Origin of the sequence: Deefgea tanakiae, assembly GCF_019665765.1 — a bacterium.
Classification (GTDB): domain Bacteria; phylum Pseudomonadota; class Gammaproteobacteria; order Burkholderiales; family Chitinibacteraceae; genus Deefgea; species Deefgea tanakiae.
The window spans coordinates 3103808-3128237 of record NZ_CP081150.1; the positions used below are offsets into that span (position 1 = coordinate 3103808).

General features: G+C 47.2%; 21 protein-coding genes. 11 read left to right on the forward strand and 10 right to left on the reverse strand.

Features of this window, described 5'->3' with window-relative positions; translation table 11 throughout:
- Positions 1–42 precede the first annotated feature (42 nt).
- From K4H28_RS14460 to K4H28_RS14475, 4 genes are read left to right on the forward strand one after another with little or no spacing between them, the layout of a single operon-like run.
- Complete coding sequence (locus K4H28_RS14460; protein WP_221005848.1) at positions 43–777, forward strand: TnsA endonuclease N-terminal domain-containing protein; 735 nt, start codon at positions 43–45, stop codon at positions 775–777.
- Positions 770–2782, forward strand: a complete 2013-nt coding sequence (locus K4H28_RS14465) for a TnsB C-terminal domain-containing protein (protein WP_221005849.1) — start codon at positions 770–772, stop codon at positions 2780–2782. The genes K4H28_RS14460 and K4H28_RS14465 overlap by 8 nt, the downstream gene beginning before the upstream one ends.
- Positions 2769–3668, forward strand: coding sequence for a TniB family NTP-binding protein (locus K4H28_RS14470; RefSeq protein WP_221005850.1), 900 nt, complete (start codon positions 2769–2771; stop codon positions 3666–3668). Before K4H28_RS14465 ends, K4H28_RS14470 begins: the two co-directional genes overlap by 14 nt.
- Positions 3669–3677: 9 nt before the next feature.
- On the forward strand, positions 3678–5240 hold the full coding sequence (locus K4H28_RS14475) for a TniQ family protein (RefSeq protein ID WP_221005851.1): 1563 nt from the start codon (positions 3678–3680) through the stop codon (positions 5238–5240).
- 259 nt (positions 5241–5499) lie between these two features.
- Here K4H28_RS14475 and K4H28_RS14480 read toward each other — a convergent pair whose 3' ends face one another.
- Complete coding sequence (locus K4H28_RS14480; RefSeq protein WP_221005852.1) at positions 5500–6063, reverse strand: hypothetical protein; 564 nt, start codon at positions 6061–6063, stop codon at positions 5500–5502.
- 117 nt (positions 6064–6180) lie between these two features.
- On the opposite strand from K4H28_RS14480, the gene K4H28_RS16965 reads away from it, so the two are divergent.
- Positions 6181–6462, forward strand: coding sequence for a YaaC family protein (locus K4H28_RS16965; protein WP_373312817.1), 282 nt, complete (start codon positions 6181–6183; stop codon positions 6460–6462).
- Positions 6463–6988: 526 nt separating this feature from the next.
- Here K4H28_RS16965 and K4H28_RS14490 read toward each other — a convergent pair.
- Complete coding sequence (locus tag K4H28_RS14490; RefSeq protein ID WP_221005854.1) at positions 6989–8104, reverse strand: helix-turn-helix domain-containing protein; 1116 nt, start codon at positions 8102–8104, stop codon at positions 6989–6991.
- Entirely contained in the window at positions 8061–8690 is a 630-nt protein-coding gene (locus tag K4H28_RS14495) for a hypothetical protein (protein ID WP_221005855.1), read from the reverse strand. Before K4H28_RS14495 ends, K4H28_RS14490 begins: the two co-directional genes overlap by 44 nt.
- An 865-nt stretch (positions 8691–9555) precedes the next feature.
- On the opposite strand from K4H28_RS14495, the gene K4H28_RS16805 reads away from it, so the two are divergent.
- The gene (locus tag K4H28_RS16805) at positions 9556–9771 is read left to right on the forward strand and encodes a type 1 glutamine amidotransferase family protein (RefSeq protein ID WP_255573683.1); all 216 of its coding nucleotides are present in this window, start codon (positions 9556–9558) and stop codon (positions 9769–9771) included.
- Complete coding sequence (locus K4H28_RS16810) at positions 9752–9976, forward strand: type 1 glutamine amidotransferase family protein (RefSeq protein ID WP_255573550.1); 225 nt, start codon at positions 9752–9754, stop codon at positions 9974–9976. Before K4H28_RS16805 ends, K4H28_RS16810 begins: the two co-directional genes overlap by 20 nt.
- Positions 9977–10433: 457 nt before the next feature.
- Here the strand turns inward: K4H28_RS16810 and K4H28_RS14505 are convergent, their stop codons facing one another.
- A complete protein-coding gene (locus K4H28_RS14505; RefSeq protein WP_221005856.1) occupies positions 10434–10928 on the reverse strand; it encodes a 3'-5' exoribonuclease in 495 nt (164 codons plus the stop codon).
- A gap of 138 nt (positions 10929–11066) precedes the next feature.
- Positions 11067–12020 carry a helix-turn-helix transcriptional regulator gene (locus K4H28_RS14510; protein WP_505706978.1) on the reverse strand — a complete coding sequence of 318 codons (954 nt, stop codon included), beginning with the start codon at positions 12018–12020 and terminating at the stop codon, positions 11067–11069.
- A gap of 189 nt (positions 12021–12209) precedes the next feature.
- On the opposite strand from K4H28_RS14510, the gene K4H28_RS14515 reads away from it, so the two are divergent.
- From K4H28_RS14515 to K4H28_RS14530, 4 genes are read left to right on the forward strand one after another with little or no spacing between them, the layout of a single operon-like run.
- A complete protein-coding gene (locus K4H28_RS14515) occupies positions 12210–13421 on the forward strand; it encodes a hypothetical protein (RefSeq protein WP_221005858.1) in 1212 nt (403 codons plus the stop codon).
- Positions 13418–14185: a hypothetical protein gene (locus tag K4H28_RS14520; protein ID WP_221005859.1), complete on the forward strand. Its 768-nt coding sequence runs from the start codon at positions 13418–13420 to the stop codon at positions 14183–14185. Before K4H28_RS14515 ends, K4H28_RS14520 begins: the two co-directional genes overlap by 4 nt.
- Positions 14145–19088: a hypothetical protein gene (locus K4H28_RS14525; RefSeq protein ID WP_221005860.1), complete on the forward strand. Its 4944-nt coding sequence runs from the start codon at positions 14145–14147 to the stop codon at positions 19086–19088. Before K4H28_RS14520 ends, K4H28_RS14525 begins: the two co-directional genes overlap by 41 nt.
- A complete protein-coding gene (locus tag K4H28_RS14530; protein ID WP_221005861.1) occupies positions 19081–20169 on the forward strand; it encodes a Wadjet anti-phage system protein JetD domain-containing protein in 1089 nt (362 codons plus the stop codon). The genes K4H28_RS14525 and K4H28_RS14530 overlap by 8 nt, the downstream gene beginning before the upstream one ends.
- Positions 20170–20521: 352 nt before the next feature.
- Here the strand turns inward: K4H28_RS14530 and K4H28_RS14535 are convergent, their stop codons facing one another.
- The 5 genes from K4H28_RS14535 to K4H28_RS14555 all read right to left on the reverse strand — a co-directional run bounded on the left by K4H28_RS14535 (position 20522) and on the right by K4H28_RS14555 (position 24424).
- Positions 20522–21394 carry a hypothetical protein gene (locus K4H28_RS14535; RefSeq protein WP_221005862.1) on the reverse strand — a complete coding sequence of 291 codons (873 nt, stop codon included), beginning with the start codon at positions 21392–21394 and terminating at the stop codon, positions 20522–20524.
- 246 nt (positions 21395–21640) lie between these two features.
- Complete coding sequence (locus K4H28_RS14540) at positions 21641–22015, reverse strand: Xre family toxin-antitoxin system antitoxin (RefSeq protein ID WP_221005863.1); 375 nt, start codon at positions 22013–22015, stop codon at positions 21641–21643.
- A 114-nt stretch (positions 22016–22129) separates the two neighbouring features.
- Positions 22130–23860, reverse strand: coding sequence for a hypothetical protein (locus tag K4H28_RS14545; protein ID WP_221005864.1), 1731 nt, complete (start codon positions 23858–23860; stop codon positions 22130–22132).
- Between the two features lie 142 nt (positions 23861–24002).
- Entirely contained in the window at positions 24003–24212 is a 210-nt protein-coding gene (locus K4H28_RS14550; protein WP_221005865.1) for a hypothetical protein, read from the reverse strand.
- Between the two features lie 14 nt (positions 24213–24226).
- Positions 24227–24424, reverse strand: a complete 198-nt coding sequence (locus K4H28_RS14555) for a hypothetical protein (RefSeq protein ID WP_221005866.1) — start codon at positions 24422–24424, stop codon at positions 24227–24229.
- Between the last annotated feature and the right edge of the window lie 6 nt (positions 24425–24430).

Sequence of the window (24430 nt, forward strand, 5' to 3'; positions counted from 1 at the left end):
AAATAAGAACCCCCCCTGAAAACTGTCTATATTGGCTTAAAGGTGCAGCTATGGGCTGCGCAAATCATTGATGCTGCGCGTGTGGTAATTATGCCAACAAGACGAATTACTCGAAGTCCAGTTAAGGTCACAGGGACAGTTCCTGATGGACAAGTATTTGAATCTACCCTTGAAGAAGATTTTTTCACCTTACTGCGCTTTAATCGGCTGATCGAAAGTTTTGAGGCACAACCAGTCACCGTTGAATGGCTAGATGATGCAAAAAAGATTAGGACTTACACTCCAGACGTTTTGGTGCGCTACCGAAAAGATTTACAGGAGTCGGCAAACTTGTCGCCTGTTCTTTGTGAGGTTAAGCCTGATTTCAACGAAGCCTCGAAATCACCTCGCCGTCGAGGACCTCCACGCACTGAAAATTCAACGGAAAATGAACAGAAATGGGCCGCCGCTCGCGTATTTGCAGCAAGACGTGGCTGGGAATTCAAGGTTGTGCGCGAAAGTGAAATCCGTACGCCTTACCTGGCCAATGTGCGCTTTCTATTACGTTATGTGGAACGAGATGTAGAGTCTCGTTATGAGAGTGCGTTGTTAGCTGTGCTGGTCGAACATTCTGTGCTTTCACTTGAGGCGTGGGCAGGACAGTTATCTAAATCCTTGGAGGAACGGGCAAAGCTTCTTCCTACTTGTTATCGATTGATCGCTTTACAAACTGTTGTTGCCGATCTTAAGGCCCCGCTTACATTGAATACTCTGATCAAAGCGAGGGGCAATGTCTAATCAAATTCGGTTAGGTGAAAACGCACTAGTTTGTTATGAAGGCGAAAATTGGCGTATTTTGCACATTCAGAGTTTTGATCGTGTGCTTGCTGCACGAGTGCGAGATGGAAGGCCAGAGTTTCTCTCTGTTGAGAAGCTTCTGCCACCAATAACTGCAAGCGCATCGGATTCTGATTCGATTGTTGATGAGGGCGACAATTCCTCACCAAATCAAATAAGTATGCCTCAGAGTAACGCCCGAATCATTCGGCAACTCCCTCCTGAGAGCGAGTTATCCCCAGAGCAGATTCAGGAGCGTCAAGTAGCAGTTGAAGAATTTCAGCTACTGCTTGCGATTCAGCAGGCTGCACGAAGTGAGCGCAAGAACTTGATTCAACAACTTTGTGAACGCTTCGGTTATAACGAAGCAACTGCATATCGCCGTTTGCAAATAGTGAAGACTCATGGCGTAGCAGATGCACTATTGAGAAGCGTACGCTCGGATGTTGGCAAAAACCGGGTAAAGGCCGAAGTTATTGATCTTATTCAAGAGCATCTGAAGACACATCGTTTTATTCCCACTCCCAAAACAGTTCCGGCAATATTGCAATTAATCAATGGCGTTTGCCGAAAGAATGGCTGGCAACAGATTAGCCTTTCTACGCTTCGCAAGTTTGAGCGCGAGGTGCCGCTTAAGCAAAAATTAGAAGCTCAAGGACAAAAGAAAAAAGCTGCGGATGCATTTCGAACCAAGGCTGGCCATTTGCCAAACAAAGACTATCCTCTAGCAATTATTCAGGTTGACCATACGCCACTCCAGATTTGTTTAGTGGATGAAATTGATCGTTTGCCGATTGGTGATCCTTGGTTGACGTTGGTTATCGATGCATATAGCCGCATGGTGCTCGGATTCTGCCTCACGTTTGACCCACCAAGTACCTTGTCGACCGGCTTAGCTTTAGCTCATGCGTTTTTGCCTAAAGAAGATTATTTACGTGCTCAGGGTGTGCATGGTGAATGGCCCTGCTGGGGGTTTCCTGACCTCATTCTGGTCGACAATGCAGCTGAACTAAATGGTCGGATGATGCATGGTGCACGTCAGCGCTATCGTTTCACATTGCGGGATCGACCGGTAGGAGCCCCCAATTTTGGGGGGCACGTTGAGAGTGCATTTCGTACGTTCATGTATGAATTTAAAAGCGTCCCTGGTACTAAATTCTCAAATCCAGTTGAGCGTGGCGAATATGATTCTGAGGGGCGATCGATATTTACGATTGCAGAATTCGAGTCCTTTTTTACAGAGTTTTTGGTCAATGATTATCATCTGCGTGAACACTCTGGTGATGGCATGGAAGGTAAATCACCGCTGCTGAAATGGAGACAAGGCGTATTTGAGGGCGACATTATGCCTCCTACGGGGTTGCCGGACAGGCCAAGTGATCCCTTATCACTTCGTATATCTTTGATGCCATTCGAGCGTCGGACTGTACGCAATGGCGTCATCAACATTTTGGCTGAGGAATACCATAGTGGTGCTCTGACTTTGATCAGCGATGCGGTTGATCTAACAAAGACGCTTGAGGACCGAAAGTTTGAGGTTCGCTACGATCCTCGCAATATTTCAAAGGTTTGGCTCTACTTTGTACCAAATAGTAATTATATCGAAGTGCCGTTCGCTGATCTTCGTAAAAGCCCGATTAGCCTTTGGGAGCGTGATGCGCGCAAACGAAGCAGAGGCAATCCTACGGAGCAATTCTTGGATCAACGTTATGAGAGTCAGTTACGCCGCGAGGATATGAAGGAAAGTGCCGCCAAAAGAACCAAACGTCAGCGTTTGGAAGGCGATAAGGCACGGCGTCGTGCCCAAGAGGCTTTAGTGCAGCCTGCACCTCCTATTTCCAAGGCGCAAGCTAAAACACCAGGTAAACAAAAAATAGATCCAGATCGCTTGAAGGCGTTGCGTGATAAGGTTCGTGCTGCAGATCCATTTTCCTTAAAAAAAGAGGACTCTGATGATGACCGCTGAGCAGCGTTACCCTCATTTAGCACCTGCAGCAGCCCAGATGGCAGACGCTGATAACGCCAGTAGAATTGAATACATTCGTCGGGATCGATTTATTTGTCACAAACGAGCAGAAGAAATATTAATCGAGTTGGAAGTACTGTGCCGAATGGAAGATGCCGTACGGCCTCAAGGTCGTTTATTGGTCGGACGTTCCCTGATGGGCAAGAGCTCGATTTTTGACGAATTTTTGCGTAATCATCGTGCCAGCGATAATCCTGATGGTGAAGCTGCGGTGGTACCTGTGCTTGTTGTTCAGTATCCAGAAGTCGCTCAGAAAGGGATATATCCTGAAATCCTGAACAAGCTTGGGGCGAAGATGCCGGCCAATTCAAAGTTACAAGATTTACGCAAAGCGGCAATCAATTTATTACATCGTGTCGGTTTACGAATTTTGTTGATTGATGAACTTCATAATGTTTTGGAAGGCAGTGCAAATGCTCAGCGTAAAGGGCTCAATTCAATTAAGTACTTGATGAACGAATTACGCCGGCCAGTGGTTTGTGCAGGAACGATCGAAGTTTTAAATGCAATCAAAAGTGATCCCCAGATGTACAGCCGGCTAAAACGACTTCCATTGGCACGCTTTGCCGATGACATGGATTTTTTGGAGCTGCTAGTTGGTTTTGAAATGGCCTTACCTTTGCGCAAACCATCAGGGCTAGATGATGCAGAACTGAGTTCCCTGATATTTCAAGTTACTCGGGGCGTTGTAGGGGAAGTTTCAGACTTACTCAACAGTGCGGCAATATATGCAATTGAGGAGGAAGTCGAGTGCATTACGCTCGAAGTGTTAAAGGCAGTAACTGGGCAATGGCCATCCGATGAAGATATTGTAAAGATGCTTTGAGCTATTCTAATGCCTTCACAGATCTATGGTCTGACCGGCGCAATTTTACCGATCCATCCTCAGCCCTATCCCGATGAATTACTTACTCATTGGTTTTTGCGGCTTGCCCACGCAAACAGCTTAAAAGCGCAAACTTTAGCAGACCGAATATTTGGCCGGTATAGCGTCTTCTGGGCGCGAGACCAGGACAAGTTTGCTTCTCCCATTGTGATTCAAAAATTGGCTGATTTGGCAGGGAAAGCACCGGAAGACATTCACGCGCTGACTTTGGCTGCATATGAGGGAACGCTATACCCTGAGCATAATGCACATGGCCATACCCGCTGGATTCTTCCTCTGGGAATCTATCACCGGACGTGGAAACGTTTTGGATTGCAGTTCTGCCCATTGTGCCTTGCCGAAGATGCAGAGCCTTATTTTAGGCGTGCTTGGAGATTGGCATTTTCGACTGTATGCGATAGGCATGGCATCTTGATGCATGACTGCTGCCATCGCTGTGGAGCACCTGTTGCGTTTTTCAGAAATGATGTTGGGTATCGTGCGCGTCATCAATTTAAATCGTCAGCCTGCTGCAGTATATGCGGCACGGATCTTTCACGTGCCCCCGCTTACGATCCCCCTGGAACCGATGGTCAAACTTTGGCGCAGTTGCGTTCCCTTGCCCTTGCATGTTCGACTGGATGGTGGTTTGTTGGTTCTGAAAACCTTGCATATAGCCATCTTTACTTTGATGTTTTACATCGATTGGCTGTGTTGCTTGCTTCCGCAAGGGGCGCAAAATTATTGAAGGCAGTTGAAGATCAGATAGGAATAACTCCTCTACATAAATATGAAACTCAGCGTAAGGTGTTCGAACTACGGTCAATCGAGGAACGTCATTGGTTGGTGCTTATGGCGCTGTGGCTGTTACAGGATTGGCCAGATCGATTTGTAAGGACATGTGAAAGTGCTCGTATGTGGAAATCTTGGCTTTTAGCAGATACCCCCCCACCCTGGTGGTTCGAACGAGTGGTGAAAGAGCAGCTAGATCATTCTCAATATTGCCCAAATGCAGAAGAAATACAGTGTGCAGCAGGTTATTTGAAGCAAAGTGGCCGCCTGGTTAAGCAAAATTCGTTACGAGAAATAATGGGCTACCGAAATGCGAAAATGATTCAACCTTATGCAGTAAAGCCAAACTGGCATTGGCCTTGTACTGATGCTGAATATGATTGGTTGTTGATGTGTGCAGAGGAACAAATCCGTAGATTACAACCCGGTAGTTTTCAGTACCAACTGATGGAACGTGATCGGGTCATCGTTGCTTTGATGAAAGCAACGAGATGGCATGGGTCTTATATTGTGCACTTGAAGTGCATTGACATGGCTATGGTGCTTGAGATTTTACGGGATAGTCCTGACGTGCGCGGTGCGCTAGTCGATTACGTTGAAAAAACGCGCACAGCAATGCTTGGGGATAATCATTCTGAATCATTATTTGTTGGAGGTGGGCGACATGGTTTTGGTATTGACGCTCTTGCGTACAGAATCAAGGCGCTATTTTTGATGTCCCCCCCAACTGATTCTGCTTGAAGTTCCAAGTAGGCTTTATTTGATTTATCATGGGTTCTCTTTGAGTGATCTGTTCAAGAACCAAAATCAGTGTTTAGGCTTATCGAGAACCAATGTAGCCTTTGTCAATTAAAGCCGAAGCGTGTACACGTTGGCTATTGTCATCGTTGGTGCTTATTGTTCTAAGCGAAGCGTATTTAGATATGTCCCGAAAGTGCAGCTTAGCACCTTTGGCTTAGGAACCGAGATAATCCATACGGGTTAAATGAAGTTTTAAAATTTACGCTCGGAGCGAGATATATAGACCCGGGACACTTAGGAGCACACCAACGATACCTATGACAAAGCCCCAGAAGCTGTACTTTTTTTGCTCGACAATTTCGCGTTGATTTGAGGAATACAACTCACTAAGTGACGATGCTAATTGAGCTATGGTGTCAGTTGTGCCACTAATCTCGCTAAGACGAGAAAGCTGAAGACTAATATTCTCAGGTAGCTCTGCATATGGCTCGCGCGCTTGGTGTCTCGAAAGCAGTATTCGGATGGCATCGCAGTGCTTCGTAAGCTCAGGATCTTCGCCAGATAATGCTTCTGAGTGAAGTACTCTCAGGGATAGCAGTACTGCTTTGCGATCCTGATTCCAGCGTTCCGCTATATGCTCCATATCCTCAAACGTAAGTATTTCTTTGTGAATCGCGGAGCGGAGTTGCTGGCGAAAGCGTTTTTTCCAGTTCGATTTGGCCGTGTCTATTACTATTGGAATGATCGATACCATCGCCCCAAGAAAAACACCAATAAGAATTGGAGAGAAGCTAACAAGAAATGTGGTCGCAGTCGCAGACATTTTTGAGTCCTAGCATTTGAAAAACAGGTTGCCTTTAGCCGATACCGGTTGACTTAAGTTTTTGACATTGTGCTCAATGTCGGTTGCGGCTCCATGCATGATCTTGAGGCCTTTGAAATGGTCGCAGCGCGAGGTTTGAAATTGTCTAACAGACCCGGGACCGTCCAATGTCCTGCTAATGAAATGCCGCAGATTCTTCCACTGTTACTTTCCATTTACGCGCGTGCATACTACTTCGGGTCTATTACTCGCTATCGTCCACATCACTATCCTTCTATCACCGATAGCGCTTTCGGCTCGCGTGTCCAAGATTTCATCACTGGCCAGCCGCAACAGTTTTTGTACCTATTAGCGTCGGAATTTGCAAAACGTGAGATAGCCAAGCCATCCATTCATTGAATACAAGGCCGTTCCAACAAATCATTTCACCGGATTGCGCGAAAAGCCGTGCAGTCCGGTGAATTAGTACGTTCAGGTCTACCATAAAGTTGTGAGTAGACATTCATGTCTCGAACATGAATGTCCGCGAAAGCCTAATTGCTGACAAAAAGCTGCAGGTCAAATATTCAGCAGCTTGCGAATCACTCATTAGCAAGGTTGATCACAAGCGATCAGAATGGGGGGCATATCCGCTAGAATCCGCAGCAGTCCACCATTCTTAGTCATTTAGCTATCAAAGCTCATGCATTTAGAGATCTTTAATTAGCAATAAAAATCCCTGCGCAAAGCCTGTTTGTGCAGGGATTTTTTATAAGGCGCCCCAGAAAAAACGGCAGACTTTCGCTGCCACAACTTTGCAAACCAGCCAGCCATTTTCTATTGCATCAAGATGAGAAATATCGATCCGCAACATAGATTACTAAATGCTTACAAATGTCTTTTTCTAATAATCCGTTCCGTTACACATGGTGACTCGTCTGAATTTCTACTTTACGACTCTTAACGCAGGTTTCCAAGATGCTGGCAAGTCGTACAGCCCAGCAAGTTCTCCGATAAAGAGCCCTAGAATTTGTACTATGTCCGACTCGGTGTAGCCTAGATGCCCCCTAAAATGATCAAAAAAGGCGGGCAAAAGAGATGGAACTTCTCGTGGGAACTGGAGTTCCGGCGGCTCAGCAAGACGATAACCCTGCATTGACATCTGGCGCCAAAGATAGCCAGATTGACCTTCCGTGATTTTACGCAGCGTTTTAGCTCTGACTATGAGCGCGCCCATTGATACTTTCCATGTGGGTTTTAGGCTGGCTGCTCTCGCAATATCAATATTTCGAAGATAGGGACCAATGTCATTTTTGGGCATCAAGAGTGCGGATGCAAATATATTAGCTTCGTCTTCCATATTTTCTGAGGGATATTGGTGCAAAACAACATGCCCTAATTCATGTGCTAACGTAAATCGCCAACGATCCCCTGGCAAATTTTTGTTCATAAAGATCAGTGGTGGCAATCCTGCTAATCGATATGTAAGCCCATCTATTTTTGCGTCACCCATGTCGCAAGGAATAATAATACAACCAGCTCTTTCGCAAAGGACGGTTAAGTTATCTAGCGGCCCATTGGGTAAATACCATGCCCTTCGTACATATTCGGCAGCCTGTTCAGGCCCATCTGACAATTCGTCAATATCGTATCGTGGAAGCGGAAGGTCCGGTGCTAATTCGATACTCGACAGCAGAGTTCTGATGTGAGCAATCCGCACATTGGTTTCAGCTAAAAGCTTATCAAGCATCTTTTGACCTACAGATGCTTGCTTTCGAAACATTGGATGTGCGCTCATAGGCGCACCATAAAGTTGTTCTCTTTGTGAAAAGAAAGAAACTTCGCATCGGAGGGTATTGGCAAATTTATGCAATAACTCTTCTGACTCTATCGGTTTGAGGCCTTGTTCAATTTTTGAGAGCAAGCCTTGGCTTATACCAAGGCTATTGGCTAATTCTGATTGAGTTAATCCCAGCATTCTTCTGCGAAGTTGCAGCATTTCATATTGAATCGGGCGATTAACTATTTCCCCCCGTTCCATTTTGCTCTGCCACTTGGTCATCGTTTGTCTCTGACTTGTTAAATTTAATAATATGAGCCGCCGTCGTTGTACTTGGGGGCGGACGTAGAGGTTGAACATTTGCAACCGGCATTTGAATGTCATCGTCCAAATTAGACAAATCACGTACAAATACGACCTGACCCTTGTGCCGCTGAACAAGTGCTACTTGGTCTACATTCATTTCATGCTTATCTAGCACATAAATTAATTCCAAACGACACAAACCACCAAATAGATCGGTCTCTTGGTCATGAAATTTCAATGCACTTTGTGTTGGGTAGTTTTTTGACTTGAGTTGTGTATCGCCTTTTTTAAGACGAACAAAGAACTTTCCCTCAAGTAGCAAACCATTCTGATGCCCAAGTTTTACCCAGTCAGTATTACCTAAAGCTTGATCGGCAAAACGATCTTCAGCCAATCCCACCATGTTATTCCAGACATTCATTGCCCGAACTGACTTGTGAGCCATTCGTTGAGCGACGGAGCTAGCTTTCCATTCATCCCATGCTTCGTAAGGAATTTTGGAGAGTTCACGATAGTACTTTGAAAGGGCAGTTTCACACTGTTCTGCTGAGATTATATGCATAAATAGAACCTTTTAAAAGCCTTATTCCACAAGGATTAATGGCAATATACTACAAAACACACGTCAAATTATTCCAAAATTAATTTTCTTCTTGGTTTTGTAAAAAAAGTACATGATTATGTAATTTGCAGTGTAAAATTCCCGACAATATTCGAACACATTTCAAGAGTAACTTTCTAACAAGTAAGGAGATGCAATGCGATTGAGTGAGTTCCTCCGCGCAGCACAATCTGCGGCAGGAAAGCGGCAAGTAAAGCGGATGACTCATCGCGATACAGCTGATTTAATGCGAGTAAGCCATCGTACGTATGTTGAGTATGTTCGGGGCGTCAATAACCCCAAAGGCATGTCGGCGTTACTGCACCTCTTGGCTCAACTGCATCAAGACGATTTGCTTGATTTATTGAACAGGTGGAGGCGCAGGCATGCAAAAGAATGTGAGGCTGAAAACATCAAGAATCGATGAACTTATGATTTTTCATATTCAGATGGTGCAAATTACTAGCTTGCAAATACCCAAACCCTCTGTAATCTGGGTAGTTAGCCACTGAACGCCATGCCAATAGAATTGGCGGATCACTCAAATGAAAAAACTAAAGAAGAAAGCCATTATTTGACGCCATCTGGCGTTTGAAGATCTTGGCCTGCTAGCGCCTATCCTACAACTGCACGGCTATGACATCACCTACCTGGAAGCTGGTGTCGATTTACTGACCGATGCGGATGTCGACCTGTTGGTGGTATTGGGTGGACCAATTGGCGTGAACGATGTAGCGCTCTTTCCTTGGCTGGCTAATGAATAACCGCGCTGAAAACTCGTTTACTAGACCAACGCCCAACGTTGGGTATTTGCCTTGGCGCACAGTTGATCGCCGCCGCGCTAGGTGCATCGATTACCCCTATGGGGTACAAGGAAATCGGTTTTTATCCGCTGACGCTTACTGATGCTGGGCTGCAATCGCCTTTAGCCGCACAAGGGCTCACACCAGTAGTGTTGCACTGGCATGGAGATCATTTTGCGATTCCAGCTGGGGCTAACCATCTAGCGAGTTCCACAATGTGTGCCGAGCCAGGCCTTTAGTTTTGGCAAGCAAGTACTGGCTTTGCAATTCCATTTGGAATCCGATCTACGCAGGCTGGAGCAATGGCTGGTGGGACACAGTGGCGAGCTGCTTGCGGCAGATATTGATCTCAATGCTTTGCGGCGAGATGCTGAAAATCACCGTAAAAACATCGAAACGTTGGCCACTGCTGTATTTGGCGGCTGGCTGGATCAACTAGGCTGATTAGCTACGGCACTTCATTCTGCCCCCTAACATAAGAAGCCATACTGGTGATTTGTGAATAAACCGTAAGAAAGCCATTCCTTTTTCAATGGGAATATATGTTTATTATTATTGGCTCAGCTTTATTTACCGAACCAGTAACTCACAGAGCATGTATGTCCAACGACAGCTTCAACTGAAAGTGCTATAGCATTCATGCATCGGTGCTTGATGACGGAGTAAAAGCAAAGGGTCACGCTCGTATCTGCTAGCGCCTGAGCTATTCAGTGATGCCATATTAGGGATAGATGTAATATGTCACGATGAGCAACGAGGTCAGGTTGTCGTTTGTCCTGCTGGGGAGTCGGGGAACGCTGTAAGGTGGATAAATCAAGTGGATAAAGTCGGCTTTTTAAATCTATTAATTAATATGTTAAGCAATCTTCCTTAGCTCTTGCAATTGCGACGTTTTATTGGTTTAAAATTGACCATTGTTGTTCAAAGTGTGAAATGCATGTAGAAATGCCCGCGCATCAGCAAGTGCATGATGTGCTGGCCAGTCAGGTGTGAATGAGTTGTAAAGCGCACGCTGAAAAATCGGATTGCCGATGAACTCGCTGGTGAGCATCTGCTTTTCGCCAACGTTTATTGGGGGCTGATCAAAGTCATCCCCTAAAAAAGCATCGGCCAGCAGTTCCCAATCGGCAAAGTAATCGAACATCAGCGTGGCGGGCTCCGGTAGCGATTCAAACCACGTCCGAAGCCGTAGAGTGAGCTCAGTTCGATTACATATTGCTCCTTCAATGCGACCAAGCAACGGGAGCACTGCTTCGCGTACAAATTCGCAGCAATCTTCTGCACGGTAGTCATTTCGCTCGGCATAGAACTCGTGACCATCTTCGCTGACGAGAGCGATACTGATCAGATCGATTTGTACGAAATCAGTAAATTCAGTATCGACAAATACGCGCATTAGTGTGCCTTTCAAACAGATCTAATTACTGGAGATCGTACTATATGCGTACGAAGTTAGTCTGGCCTCTGGTAATCCCCCGCTCACTGACGATATATATGTAAGGTCAGACAGTTCTCGAGAACCTCGTAATCACCATTACGAAGGAATTACTCCGACGCTAAACAAGTCACCCAGACTTTTAGCATTTTCCAGATACAGCTGAAATTGCGGCGGGCGATCTCGTTTTAAATCCGTAGCAAGCCTTAAATCCTGAATCACATAGCTTGCAAGCGCTTTTCGGACATTCAGTACCATCGAATTATTTCCTGCAAAGTTTTCCCAACGCAAGAGGCGTTGGTGGTCTTCACTGAACTCCGGATGTACTACGATCTTAAGATCGATAAACTTGTTCCAGTCGCTATCATCACTACGCGTCTTGGGTGCTGGCTGGTCAAGCGTTACATAGGAATGCACACGCCCTAACGCGAAATCCCGAAATTCATTGCGTAAGTCACACCACGCTCGTACATGCCAGCGGCGCGGCGCGCGAACCAAGCTGTGAGGAAAGATCAACCTTTCGGTTCCCCTTGGATTGTTCAAGGAGCCATAAGTGATCCGCAGACCAGTGCCATTTCGACTGGCATTGAGCACGTCGGCAAATAATTCCGAGTTCTCGTTAAGCAGCAAAGGGCGAACCTCCGTTACGAGGTCAGATCCTGGCAAATTAACCGATGCAGTGGACAGCAAACTTAGGTAATCATCAGCAGAGGTCGAAGGAACTTCATCATCAAACATTGCTGTTGGCTTGACTGCGGCTCTCGGTGTTGAGCGACTTAGCACTCTTCCCCTTTCCGCAATGTAAGCAGCAAGCAGACGACTAGACTGAACTGCCTGGACACCAAATACCTCACGAATGCGCGCGTTCGTGAGTTCGCCTTCCCAGCGGATTAATATATCCATGGCCCTAATGCGCAGGGAGGTATCTTCTAGGCCACTGCCATCAGATTTAGTAACTATGGTAGGAGGCACGCCGTAATTATTCTCAATATACAACTGTAGAAGTATACAACACGAAAATTCATAGTTGCAGTTGCATAATATTCGCCACACAGTTATATTCAATGATAACTAATTAATAAGATTCGTTGCTTTGTTATGAATTGCCTTCCTCTCCTTCGATTAAGTGCTCGACTGCTTGATCTCCACGATTCTCAGCGGGGGCCTGGAAATTCGTCCGCATATTCGCAAGAGGAGCGTGCAGGTAGGCCTGACGGCCGCTATCTGGATCTAGCAGGAATTGTGTTGGATGCGCTAAGGAGAATCACACACGAGGCCGGAAATGAATTTACAGGCTTCGACGCACTATTAATTTCGGTTCGGGAAATTGTTCCGAGTGTTGAGTCCGAAGAGCTTCGCTATGTTCTCAACGTACTTGCTCGGCCAACGGAGTTGTGGGCGATCGATCGCTCAGAAGGGAAATCTGATTTGGTTAGCGAAAAGCAGACCAATCTAATTGAACGAACCTATTATGCCGACGACTATCGGCTAACAGCCACAGGCCGCGATGCCATCAGCATTTGCTCTAACATTACCGATTTTGCCTATGCAGAAGGGGATGCACTCAAGCTGCTGAGAGCAATTGAAACAGGTGATTTCGATGTGGTTCCCTCGTTCTCAGAGGGGCTACTTGACACCATTCGCTACGCCAGTATCGAACTTCAGCTAGAGATCGAACGAGGCCACGTGGATCGCGACTCCGACGTGTTCAAGGTCAAGCTGCCGCGATTCCGAGATGTCATTCAGAAGACCTCAGAACTGCTGCGGCAAGCTGAAGCGAGATTGAAGGTCTGGCGGGCTCAGGGCAACGATGAGCTGGATGACATGTTGCCTGTTGACGTGTTCGATCTTGAGTACCAAGTGTTGCGTGTCTATCAAGCTCTGGAAGCCTTTGGTCGTAATCTGGCTGAACTAACTAGAATAGTTGCCAAGCGTCGACAGTCCGCCGTCTCGCCGACAGACTTTCTTGATGTAGCACTGAATTTAGTTAAACACCCTCCTTCCGACCGACAGCTCGTTCAGTTGTTTCGGCAGTTCGGTCCGCTGAGGTTCAATGGGCTTTATTTGTCACCTATGGATGTCAAAGGTAAGGTTCGTGTTGTAGTGGCCAAGGAAGAAATTGCGCCACGCTTTGACACTACTATAGGCAATACCGAGAGCGTCGATCAACGCCTGAAATTCTTGAACCAATACGCAGACGCCATTAGCTCTCGTCTCGCAACGGGGCCATTGTCACTTTCAGAGGCGTTGAAGCGTGGGTGGTGCATTTTAGATGACCAGCTCGAACTTGCCGAACTGCTTGGCATCTACATCTCACCCTGGGCTTTAGGGGAGGAATATCTCATTGAAATCAGGATTCCGCGGACGGTTTCTACTCAGGTGGATCGCGTGGTAGGAGAGTTGATCTATTCCGACCTTGAACTAGCGCGGCTAGAAAGGACGGCGATAGTATGAACAGATTCGAAATGGGGCGCGTTCTGGCCTTTCTTCTTCAGTACCGCCGCATGGAGACAATCCCCAGAGGCAAGGGACTCCGCGATGAGCGAGAACTAGCCCGCACGCTAGACGAAGCTGACATCGAAACCCGCACAGAACTCGATGGATTATTGCTGGGGTTTGGTTTTGACATCGTAACATTCAGCGATTTTCAAACGCAGGGACTAGCACCTGGCGGCAAGGTATTCTTGCTACTGCGTCGACTGGATCAGGCTAGTGCCCTGTTCAGTGAACGCTGGATTGACGAGCGAATGCAGCTCAAAAATGACACCATTACATCCCGCCGTATCTGGTTCACTCAGCTTTGGTTTGTGCTTTTCTCGATTTTTTACTCTCGGCGTAACCGAGTCGCAACAGAGGTGAGTCGCTATGTTGAGACAACGTTCACTCGCACAGACTTAGTTCAAGCGATGCATGATTATATCAACGACCTCGTCCGCAAAATGGGTCAAGACACCCTGCAAAGTGACGTTGTCTACAGTTGTCTCATCGCCGAGAGCGGCACCATAGTTGACAAGTATGCTAGTCGGTTCATCGATTTAATGGTTGATGGTGCTCAGATTGATAATCTCGGGGCGGACCGCTATAGGCAATCTTTGCTGTGTGCCCTTGAAATGAAAAGCAACTATTTGCAAGGCCTTGAACCCTGGATTCAGGCAACTGGCCCATTAGAAACCGGTCGTGACCTTCTGGTCCGCCCTTCCGATTCCTCCGAATATTGATAAATCCATGGCCCTTATAAACCGTATCGAGATCGTCAACTACCTATGTGAGGGCTGGGTACCCAGCATGGGCATTGCTAACTGGCGGCCCCTTTGGCCGGCTAACGTCATCAATCTTTGTGGTGCATCAACTGCGGTGCAGGTCCCTAATGGTGGCGGTAAGACGTCAGTAACCAACGCTATTCTTTACCTTTTGAGTCAGGATCGAGTGCTCAAGCAGCGTTTCCTCGAGCGATGCTCGCCAGCCGGAATGGTGGCTACCCACATCCGCATTGAATTCGCGATCCTACACGATCAAGATCTAATTCAGCGCGACTTGATGACCGCCGAGCCGCAGTTCTCTCCTGCAGAAACCGTCGTGATAGGAGTCTGCGCTAACCGCGACGATGAAAGACCGCGCTTCTATCGATATTCTGGTTCTCTCGAAGATGTGCCTGCATGTCGGATGGATGGTACGACCATCGAATTCACCACAACTTCAGCGTTGCAAGCCGACGTCAAGAGGATCAAGGGTCAATGGGACAACTGGAACTCCGCTGCCGAGTGGGGAAAGGTCGTCGGCTTGTTCATGAGCCCGGATGTAGTCCGACAGAACGTAATATTTCATCGCGAAGGTGCTGGTGATGCCTCAGCAGCATTCTCCAAGGTTAAAACCAATGGTACCGAACGGTTCGATGAAGCATATTTCAGACAGGTCGTTGCCCCGCAGCTACTAACCAATGTCATGGGCGACTCCGCACAGGAAGATGAGCGCAATGTCGAAGACACCATACTGAAATCCATGGGTACCCTGATCGACGCCAAACTACAGGTGGAAGAAAAGGAGAAATATCTTAATGGTCGCGAGGCGCTTGAGATCGAGTTTCGACCAGTGATAGACGCCGCAGGCAAGATTGAGACCGCTCAAGTGGCCTACCAGACCCAGCTTCAGACACTGGCCGTTGATGCGGCATTCTTGGCACGCTTTGCAGGATGCAAGGATACAAGGATGCCCGGCGTTCCTCGCTCCTTGGATGAAATTCCTATGGATGCCAAGACTAGGGATTGCCTCAGGTCTATGGTCATAGATAAGGATGGGAGCGTGTTGATCGAGAGCTCTGGTCTGGCCGCGTTACTGAACTTGAAAACAGGTCGTCTCAACGAGATGGCCGGCAGGTCATCTGCATCACTTCCTGCAATTTTAAGTCAAGTGACTAGCTCGCAAGTTATTGATTTATATTGCGATATCAAAATTTTAGAGAGCCGTGGCGGACCCAGAAAACCACCGCAGCACTATAATTTGCAGTCTGCGCGGGAGCTTGTATCACGGCGGTTCGAGGATGCCTCAGAGCTGCATGCTACCTTAGAACAGGCATTCGACTTGGCGAAAAGTAAGCTGGACACGAACATCTTTCGTCACAAACTAGAACAACTACAGCGTAATAAGGTCTCTCTGAAAAATGAAATCAATCAGAATCAGAGTATCGGGCAAGCAGCAGAGGCTGATAGGGAACGGCTTGAAAAGCATGTAATGGAGTGGCAGGAAAACCAAGGTGCCTACCAAGAGTTTTGCGAGCAGCTGCACCTGATTCCGACTGAATTGCATGATTCGCCAGCACAGGTGCAAGAGTGGCTCACCGAAGAGACTCTGGCCCGAACGGCTGCGGTTAACGCGCACAACTTGCGTGTCGGTACGCTGACGAGTGGCTGGGTAGAGCTAAAACAGGTTCGTGCCGAACTCGGATTGATTGCGATTGAGGACCGGATCTTAGATCTCAATGCTGAACGAGTCTCGATTGAGAATAAAAAGTTAGCCTGTTCGACCGAAGCAAGTAACGCCCAAACTGAATACAACCAAACGTCAGTATTAGCGAACGAGCTGCATCAAATAATCGCCACTACTTCAGTGCAGCTTGGCACTTTGTCCGAGCACATGCATGCATACGACACGTTCATCACTATCTTTGGTTGCGTTGATCCACTCACGGTTAGTCCACCTTTAGAGGAAAGCCAACAACTAGAGAATAATAAGAAACAGCTTGAGGAGCTTCGTCGCACTAAGTCTCTGTCGCATGAAAAGCTAAAGCTCCTTTCCTCTGCTGCAACGTCGTACAACCAGCTATTCGGCGACATTGATCCGCAATTAGCATCACCCCAGCAAGACTATCAAGCCCTGTTAGACGCTCAAAGCGCCGCTCGGACTGTGTATTCGCAACACTTCCCATTGGCAGAGAGTCTTGAGGAACATCTTAGGCGCACTGGCTTAGACCCGGCGACTTGGTTGCACAACACTGATGTCGCCCATGCCTCTGCAGTTGAGGATGCGAGGGCCGCACTGGCGATAGTTGAAGACCTCGATCGCGAATTGGCTGCTCTTGATGATCTCAACCAAGTTGGTAACGCCGACTATGCTGCAGCGCATCGCGCGTTAGAAGCTGCTAACCTTGATCTGACGCGAGTCCTGAATGTGATCCTCGGTTTACGGCTTCCCAAGGACGATACACTGCCTCTGCTAGCCGCATTTGGTCCCCTGTTGGATGCTCCAGTTGCTGCAGACATCGACAGGGCTGAAAAGGCATTGGCTGTTCTACAGGAGTGTGGCCACGACGTCCCATTGCTGTTGCTTGATCCGTTGATTTCACAGCTCAAGCAGGGACCGGATCAAGACTCCTCAACGCTAGCGTCGTTGGGATTTTTCGCCGGAGCCAAGTCTCGCCGCATGCGAGCCATTGTAGATCCGCAGGCACTAATTGAAGAGCAAGCAACGCTTGTAATGAAACGGGACGAGCAACTGGCCCAACATGATGCAGCTCTGGAAAAGGCTCAGCTTCACACCCCACATACAGCCACATACCGGCAAGCGTTACTTGCCCAGGAAGCAATAAAACAAAGATCTGTAGAAAAAGCGAATGCAGCTCAAGAGGAACTTGCGGAGCTAGAGAAGCGTCTAGACGTTGCTAAGAACCTCATTACACCAGAGGCTCTCTCACTCTTACATGACGCTCGGAAATTTGTCGATGCGGGCGGCGAAGGCGCTTTGTCCGTGCTAAACATCGAGATTGATGAGTTGGCCGGAGAGCTGGTCGCGATTGAGAAACGATCCATCGAAATTGCTTCGCTTCTGACTTCTCAGGCGATCGTTGCGCACGATGGCGCTCGCAGGTTCGTCAATGGTGGTGGTCATCAAACCTTCCAAGCTTTGCAGGAAAAGATCAGGTCGCTGGAGTTTCAGCTTGCGAACATTGACGCAGCGATGCCGACGCTTGAGGCACAGCTGACGAGGTGCCAATTAGCCCTTCAGCAGGCTATCAATTATGAGCTTACTTTCATGTCCAGCTTCCAATCTATGCAGGATCGTTTGATGCGGGCAAAAGCATTCGACTCAGACGGAAGCTCTGCCTTTATGGAGGCACAATCACGTACCCTTGCCAAATTGGAAGGGCTCCGTGATGCGCTAAACCCATTGCGGTCACTTAACTACTCCCGCGTGCAAGCCTTCAAGCAACATCAGGGGGAGGATGAGGTAGCACTTCACCGCCAGATCGCCGAGGCAAAAGGTCGGCGCACTGAAGCTGTTACTAAAGCATTAGAGCTCAGCGCTAAAGTGGAATCGCTTGAGGGCGAAATCGTAGAGGCGTGGTTGGCTGCTGAAGCACTACACGAACTCGCGTACTTTTTCTGCAATCGCAGGAACGAAGCAGCACCTTTTGAAGACGATTTGAGATTCGGGGAGACGGGTGGTTCTCGCGCGGAGTCGCACGATGCGTACGAGCTAGCCGAAAAACTTTATTGGGAACTTAACGACTGGCGTCCGGATCGGGGATGCCTCGATCGGACGTCCATCGGCTTGCTCCGAAGAGAGGTCGAGGCTATCGACGTCGCTCGAACAGGAAAGGACATCGGTGAGGCGCGAAGGAACGCGACGCGAGCTAAGGTCGAGTTTGATCGTGTGCGGGAAGCCTTTTGCGTCAAAGCTCGGACCTCGAGCGACGGAGGGTTCTCTGAAGCTGAGATTGAGGCTATTCAAAGCGCCAACACTACTGAACAGCTCTCAATCCTTGCCAACATCAGCTGCCGTTTGCGCGAACAGCTAAAAGCTGAGCAAGATGAGCTGGAGGAGCTTAAACAATCCACTACTGTGATCGAGTCGGCCAGCAATGATGCGTTGACACGCGTTGTAGAGAGCTGCAAGACAAATTTATCTACAATGAATTCCGTGATGGCGAGAAATCCAAAGGCCCGCTTCATGATTGAGGCCGAGGTGATTTCGACGGAAGACATTAGAAAGTTGATGCAAGATTTGCGTGATCACATCGAGGGACACAAACGTGAAGCTAAGTCTCGGCAGAAGCTGAGTCGATCCAGCGTTGACACCAATCTTGGCGCTGATATTCGGCGTGCTTTGATTGATCGAATCTTTATTAAGCCATCTGTTCAATTTGTTCATGTTGGTATGTGGGACGGCAAGACACGTGCAGTGCAGCCAGGAGTTTCGGAAGGCCAAAAGTCCGCCCTGCAAATGTTGTGGCTTATTCGGGAGTCGGAATACCATCTTGAGTGCGCCGTACGTCGACATCTTGGAGGTGGCTCCAAGAGGCTGCTGCGCAGTAGGTCGCAGCGTGTGCTGTTTTTTGATGGCCTCTTTAGTAACCTTACGGACCGTCGTCTGATCGATGAGGCATTCAAGGGGCTGGGTGATGCCGACAGCAGTTTGCAGCTGATTGGCTTGATCCACAATCCCGAGTACCGAAACAATTCTAAGATATTCCCCTCTTTCGTCGTCGGTCGACGTGTAGGCAATCGCGATGTCGAAGGCGAACGCAGCTATGTCCGATTCGAGGATGGCCGTCCCGAGGGATCAATAGGGCTCGCGACATTTATGCATAAACGACAGCCGAGCATCTGCGAGACCACCAATGGATGAGACCTGCAGCTCCCTGCTTGCGTGGTTGCGACGCATCTCAGGCACAAAGGCTCGCAAGCTACTTGCTGCGGGCGTAGCTTCCCGAGCCGCAGGAGGCCTTCAAATTGATTTAGTTTCTGTGTTGGACGCCTTGCAGAAGTTACGTGCGAGCGGTTTAATTTCATACAAGCCTGACATTATGGGAATGCCATACACGGGATATCTGACCGTAGTTCCGGCCGTCGTTAACATGTCAATTACAGAGAAAACATGGCTTGAGGCGCTTGAAGTAGCTACAGTGGAAAATGCACTTCTATCGGAGGCTTTGGCGGCGTCATATTCGCTCTTTGAAGGGCTTGACGCCCAAGACATGGGACATGTGATTGCAGGGCTTCAGCGTATCGAATCCACTTCGCAGGAGAATGTTTTCGGTTTCAGCGTTAGCGCGCAACATGTTCTTGGTTCTTCAAAAATCTTAAGCAGGCTGCCGCTATCGACGCTCCGTCTACTTGGCGCTGAGCATTTTCCATCGACTCCGCGTTACATTGTAGTCGCTGGACCACCCGACCCTATTGGGGTTCTTCTGATTGAGAACACCACTAGCTTTGAATTGGCCGTGCAAGCTGGATTGGACAAGCGGCTTGCCTTAGTAGCATCCTATGGATACGGCTTGAATACAATGTCTGACAGCTGCGCTGGTTTGGCTCTGGTTGAGAGCGTCCTGCGCAGGGAATGTCAGATTCTCAGCAGAACCGGAAGCAATCACAACCTCTCCAAACTTTTCGCGTTGCCACGCATACTTTTCTGGGGTGATCTTGATCGGGAAGGACTGCGAATTGCTATGGCCCTGAAGCAGCAATTGCCGCAACTTGAGCTAAGCGCATTATATCTGCCGATGAGAATGCAGGTGCATTACCGTGAGACATCGCACCCTTATGTAGCTCTAAGTGGAAAAGCGGCTCAATTGCCATGGTTGCCCACGGGCGATAAAGTGTTCGATGACTTGGCTTCTGCCTGCTCAAACCGCGCTGTTGACCAGGAAGCCGTCGACCTGAAACAGTATGGGCATTTGGCTCAGTTTAGCATTACAGAAATGAGCTAACTCCTAAGTTTTTGGTGCTTTATCCATGGTTGTATTAGTTTTAGCAGCATAAACCAAACAGTAATTGTCCCTTGGTGTGGTCGCATAGAAGGTGCCCATGAAAGGTCAAACTCCGATTCTTGCCACTATTCTGGTCGATGCTGATCCATGTATTTAACTGTCAGAACATTGCTGTTTATTTCACCGACAATTTGTACATAAATATTTTGTGTTGTTGCCCTTAGTTACCTTGGCTGCGACGACATTGTTGTAGCCCCCTCATTTGTTGGGGTGTATGCCTGAGCTACTCGGGTCTTAGCAGACATTTCTAAAGAAAACGATGTCGGAGACCCAGTAATGCCCACTTGAATTACTAGTTAGGCTTGGGCTGATGTGGCGATTTTGCTCGCGTGTAAGCCCCACATGAGTTTGCTAATGGGCATCGAAACTGGACATCATGGTCAAACCACGTATGTGATTGACAGATTCCACTATTGAGATCAATTGACGGCTCGATCGTTAGCGTCCTGAGATAAGCGCGGCCAAAAAAGATCCCACATAGCTGGTCAATTGTAGTGATCTCGAGTTGCGAGTTTAGAAAATGAAAGACAGCTTCCAAGAATGTGTTGATCGACTGAATTAAGAACTGCAATTTGCCCATTACGTCCGTGATAATGAGTGGTATCCCGTTGCGATAGATGCCTGTGTGCATATAAGTGACCAATTTCGTATCGCGGTCAATCATGCAGTTGCCAATGTCTGAGTGTGTGAGTTCGTCTCGAATGGCTAGCAATTCATCGTACCAATCAGCCGACGCAATAGCATGTTTCAACTCATCTGGAAAATCATTTCCAAGAAGGCCGTCGCTCACTCTGTGAAAGAGCTTTCGTGTTGAGTCTGGTAATCCACGTGTGCGTCTGTAAATAGCTACGATTATTTTTCTTGTGCAGTCAATAGACGAATAGAGTTCTGTGAAGACTTCCTCCAATACAGCTGAGAATTCCTTGGCGTTGGTCGCTGGGGTGTAACCTTTACTTTGAATTTCTGCTTCATCGTTGGAAAGGTTCGGCAACAACTTGGTGGAGAGTTGATGCAGGATTAATGCTTTCTGAAAATGATTTCTGACGCCAGAAATTGCTTTCGTCGTGTCTGAATTGAATGAGTGGGTGCCAATATAAAAAAAACGAAAATAATCAACTGAACTCCAAAGTTCAGGGGCAAACGTTCTCACTGTCGCTGCAATCATGGTTGAAGCCTATCAACATTCTAAAGCCAAACGCGAAATATACACCTGAATTGTCACACGCTTTCTTAGTAACCTGAATGCCCGCTTTGGGCGATCAATATTGGTGTGGTGCCAGCGGTTGATACCACAACTTGAATGATAAGCAGCCTTTGTTTTTTAAGTAAGTCTGAGTCTGCATTTCAGGCTTATAGCGAAACTAGCCCATTGAGGCTTGTAGCAATATCTATTTCTACACTTCGTTGTGACCTAAACTAGCAATCCATATTCAATAGAGCATAAGATCCGTTCAACTTCCTGTTCGCCATAAGCCGTATCAAGCATCGATAGTGGCGTGGCCTCTAAAAGCGATAAGTGTGGTCGCATAAGCCAGCCCCCCGCAGAGATTGAGTCCCCGAAAATAGCTGTAGCATGACTGGCAACTCTAGCCAAACGCAATAAACGCTCGCTTGCTACAGAATCCAATCGCCGACTTTGTTTAGCGTGATGCTGCAACGTACGTGGAGTCAAACTGAGCATAGTTGCTAGATCAGGAAGATGAAGTCGGTAGTATATCGCCATTTTTTCAGCATCAGCAGCTTCAAACCCTACACGTACGGCGGTCATTTGATCTGCTGGTGACATGCTTAGCAATCTAAAAAAAATCGACATTTTTTCGCTATACCATTTTCGTATTCGGCAAATGAACTTACGTTGTTTTATTGACCATATTTTAATGCTCATCTATCTGCACTAAGATCAATATGGCTCCTTTGAGCGTTTAACTATTTTCCGAAGCAAGTCGGTTTCCCCTTTTCTTAGTGGGCGCTGCCCAAAAAGTGGCCCATTTATCCAGATCAATCGGTGAAGTACATCTAAAATACTAGTAGCTCCTGCTGATTCAATCATACAAACTATTCTGTCATTAAAATTAGACGACTGTGTTCGATTTGCGTATGCAAGACAAAACTCCTCAATTTCAGTGTCTATGTAATTAGCAGCTAAGCGCACTGCAATGATGTGATCATCTGCATCTTCAGTAATGTGGTCTCGCATTAGTATTAGCGCTGATGCAATGATGCCATTTATATTAACCTTAAGAATGCCAGCCCAAATCTTTTGTAGTTTCGGCACAATATCGGTCTTAAAAAGAGTATCGCCACGTATTAATTTTGCCGTTGACTCATCCTGACCTGGAAATGGCTGCCAAGTCAGATGAAGTTTTTCTATCACTTGGTATGCTTTAATCGCTTGCGTTACGATTCGAGGTGTTTCTGGTAAAGCTGAAATCACATCACTAAGATCCGATACTAGCTCAGCCCCCCGAAGATCAACCGTACTTGTGCTGGGCCCTGCACCTAGTTCCTGGATATTGCTGCAGCCTGGGGCTTTAGTTCCCTGCTGCTGTTTATTAGTTCGCAAGATGTGCTTATTTACTAGGTCAGGAAAACTAGGTCTGCCCTCATAGGCTTCAGTGAGCCCTAAATATGCTAACAAGTTTGACACTTGCGAGTCGCTGAGTTCGATCTTTTGCGCGTTATGATCCGCTGGATCATCATTGGCAGTGTTATCTCTTTTCAAGGGATCATTAGGAATGGATAACGATTTCGAGGACGTGTAATACAAAGATTGAAATGGAAAAGGATGAGTACAGCTAGTTAATTGCTCTACAAGAAATACTCGCGACGTATCTGTAACAAGCCAACGTCCACGCGTAGTGAGGTCAGTACTTCCGAAAAATGGAAAGCTAGTCTTGGGGTAGTAGCTCTGCTTATTTACTAAAGAGGCAACATGACTATTAACTATCCATCTCGCCGCATTTTTAGCCTGTTTGCAAAATGCAATCCGGGCGACAGTGGCTGCCGCGACGCCGGATAAATCTGCTGCGAGTGCAATGTTGGCAGTTCCAGTTCTTTTGTTTAACTTGGCGTTTTGAAATAGCTGGTCTAGTGCAAATGCCCCAGAAAATATTCGCTTAAGGAAGCTGCCACTGGAGCCAAAGTAAAACCTAATTAGCTCCATGCACGGAACGACTAAGATCGCACCATCGTCTAGGTCAAAACGAAGACAATGAGTTTGGGTATGCTCTCGGTGACCTTCGAATAAATCAAACGGAAGCAAATATTGTGGGTGGTTGCTGTTTTTCTCGAGTGGCGCCCCGATTGGTAAAACGCAAATAGAATCTGATGTTACTTGGAGATTAAATGTTTCCTGCGTTTGCGTATCTACTTGACCAGTCCATTGTTGGTTTTCCCAGATATCACCAATCCTAAACCGGCGTAAAAAAGCGACCGGTAGACGGATTGGGATGCGATTTGTGAAATCGCACTTCATCTCGCTACTGCCTGCTGATTGTATGTATGGAGCAAAAACCACCGTGATCAGCGTACCTCTGAGCCCGTCAATGATATTGCCATACCAGATGATTCGATATTGCCCTTGTCCAAGCTGTCTAAGAGCGTAGAACGAGAGGTTTGGTGATTCAATCATTTGCGGAATCCAACTTAGATGTCAGGTACCAATGACTTTGCAACATTCGGGTATGTGTTTTGACCTACTCCAGTGAATAAAATCGTCAACATCACCAAATAATAAAAAACCCGCCTAGGCGGGTTTGGATTGTTAGTAAATGCTAACGCTTCTGTCCACAGGCGATTGCAAAATTTGCAATCACATAGAAAATTGCACCTAGGACAATTGGTCTTGCCCAAATCTCCGCAGAGGCAGAACCAGGACTTTTGATCAAGAGTACGTCAAGAATATAAAGCGAAATGCATGCGAACATCATCCAAAACGAAGCGCGCTTTACTTTGACGCAAAAACTTAATAATTGACTATTCATTTCTGAAGCCCCAATTAACGCCCAAAGAGCGCATGTGTTTCTTGTTGCTGATGGGTTGGTCCCAAGACATTTACCAAAGGCAGGTCATAAACCTGCTTATGAATAAGACCCTTATCTAGCATTTGTTGGTACTGAACCTGCATTTTTTGCAATTCAGGCGTTAAAAGTGGTGAGTTTGATAGCATTTTTTCCAAGTCTTCACTGATTCTCATGATGAA

Coding starts and splice junctions, on each gene's coding strand:
- K4H28_RS14465 (WP_221005849.1), top strand. CDS start 770: ATGTCTAATCAAATTCGGTTAGGTGAAAACGCACTAGTTTGTTATGAA.
- K4H28_RS14470 (WP_221005850.1), top strand. CDS start 2,769: ATGATGACCGCTGAGCAGCGTTACCCTCATTTAGCACCTGCAGCAGCC.
- K4H28_RS14475 (WP_221005851.1), top strand. CDS start 3,678: ATGCCTTCACAGATCTATGGTCTGACCGGCGCAATTTTACCGATCCAT.
- K4H28_RS14480 (WP_221005852.1), bottom strand. CDS start 6,063: ATGTCTGCGACTGCGACCACATTTCTTGTTAGCTTCTCTCCAATTCTT.
- K4H28_RS16965 (WP_373312817.1), top strand. CDS start 6,181: ATGGTCGCAGCGCGAGGTTTGAAATTGTCTAACAGACCCGGGACCGTC.
- K4H28_RS14490 (WP_221005854.1), bottom strand. CDS start 8,104: ATGACCAAGTGGCAGAGCAAAATGGAACGGGGGGAAATAGTTAATCGC.
- K4H28_RS14495 (WP_221005855.1), bottom strand. CDS start 8,690: ATGCATATAATCTCAGCAGAACAGTGTGAAACTGCCCTTTCAAAGTAC.
- K4H28_RS14505 (WP_221005856.1), bottom strand. CDS start 10,928: ATGCGCGTATTTGTCGATACTGAATTTACTGATTTCGTACAAATCGAT.
- K4H28_RS14520 (WP_221005859.1), top strand. CDS start 13,418: ATGAACAGATTCGAAATGGGGCGCGTTCTGGCCTTTCTTCTTCAGTAC.
- K4H28_RS14530 (WP_221005861.1), top strand. CDS start 19,081: ATGGATGAGACCTGCAGCTCCCTGCTTGCGTGGTTGCGACGCATCTCA.
- K4H28_RS14535 (WP_221005862.1), bottom strand. CDS start 21,394: ATGATTGCAGCGACAGTGAGAACGTTTGCCCCTGAACTTTGGAGTTCA.
- K4H28_RS14540 (WP_221005863.1), bottom strand. CDS start 22,015: ATGTCACCAGCAGATCAAATGACCGCCGTACGTGTAGGGTTTGAAGCT.
- K4H28_RS14545 (WP_221005864.1), bottom strand. CDS start 23,860: ATGATTGAATCACCAAACCTCTCGTTCTACGCTCTTAGACAGCTTGGA.
- K4H28_RS14550 (WP_221005865.1), bottom strand. CDS start 24,212: ATGAATAGTCAATTATTAAGTTTTTGCGTCAAAGTAAAGCGCGCTTCG.
- K4H28_RS14555 (WP_221005866.1), bottom strand. CDS start 24,424: ATGAGAATCAGTGAAGACTTGGAAAAAATGCTATCAAACTCACCACTT.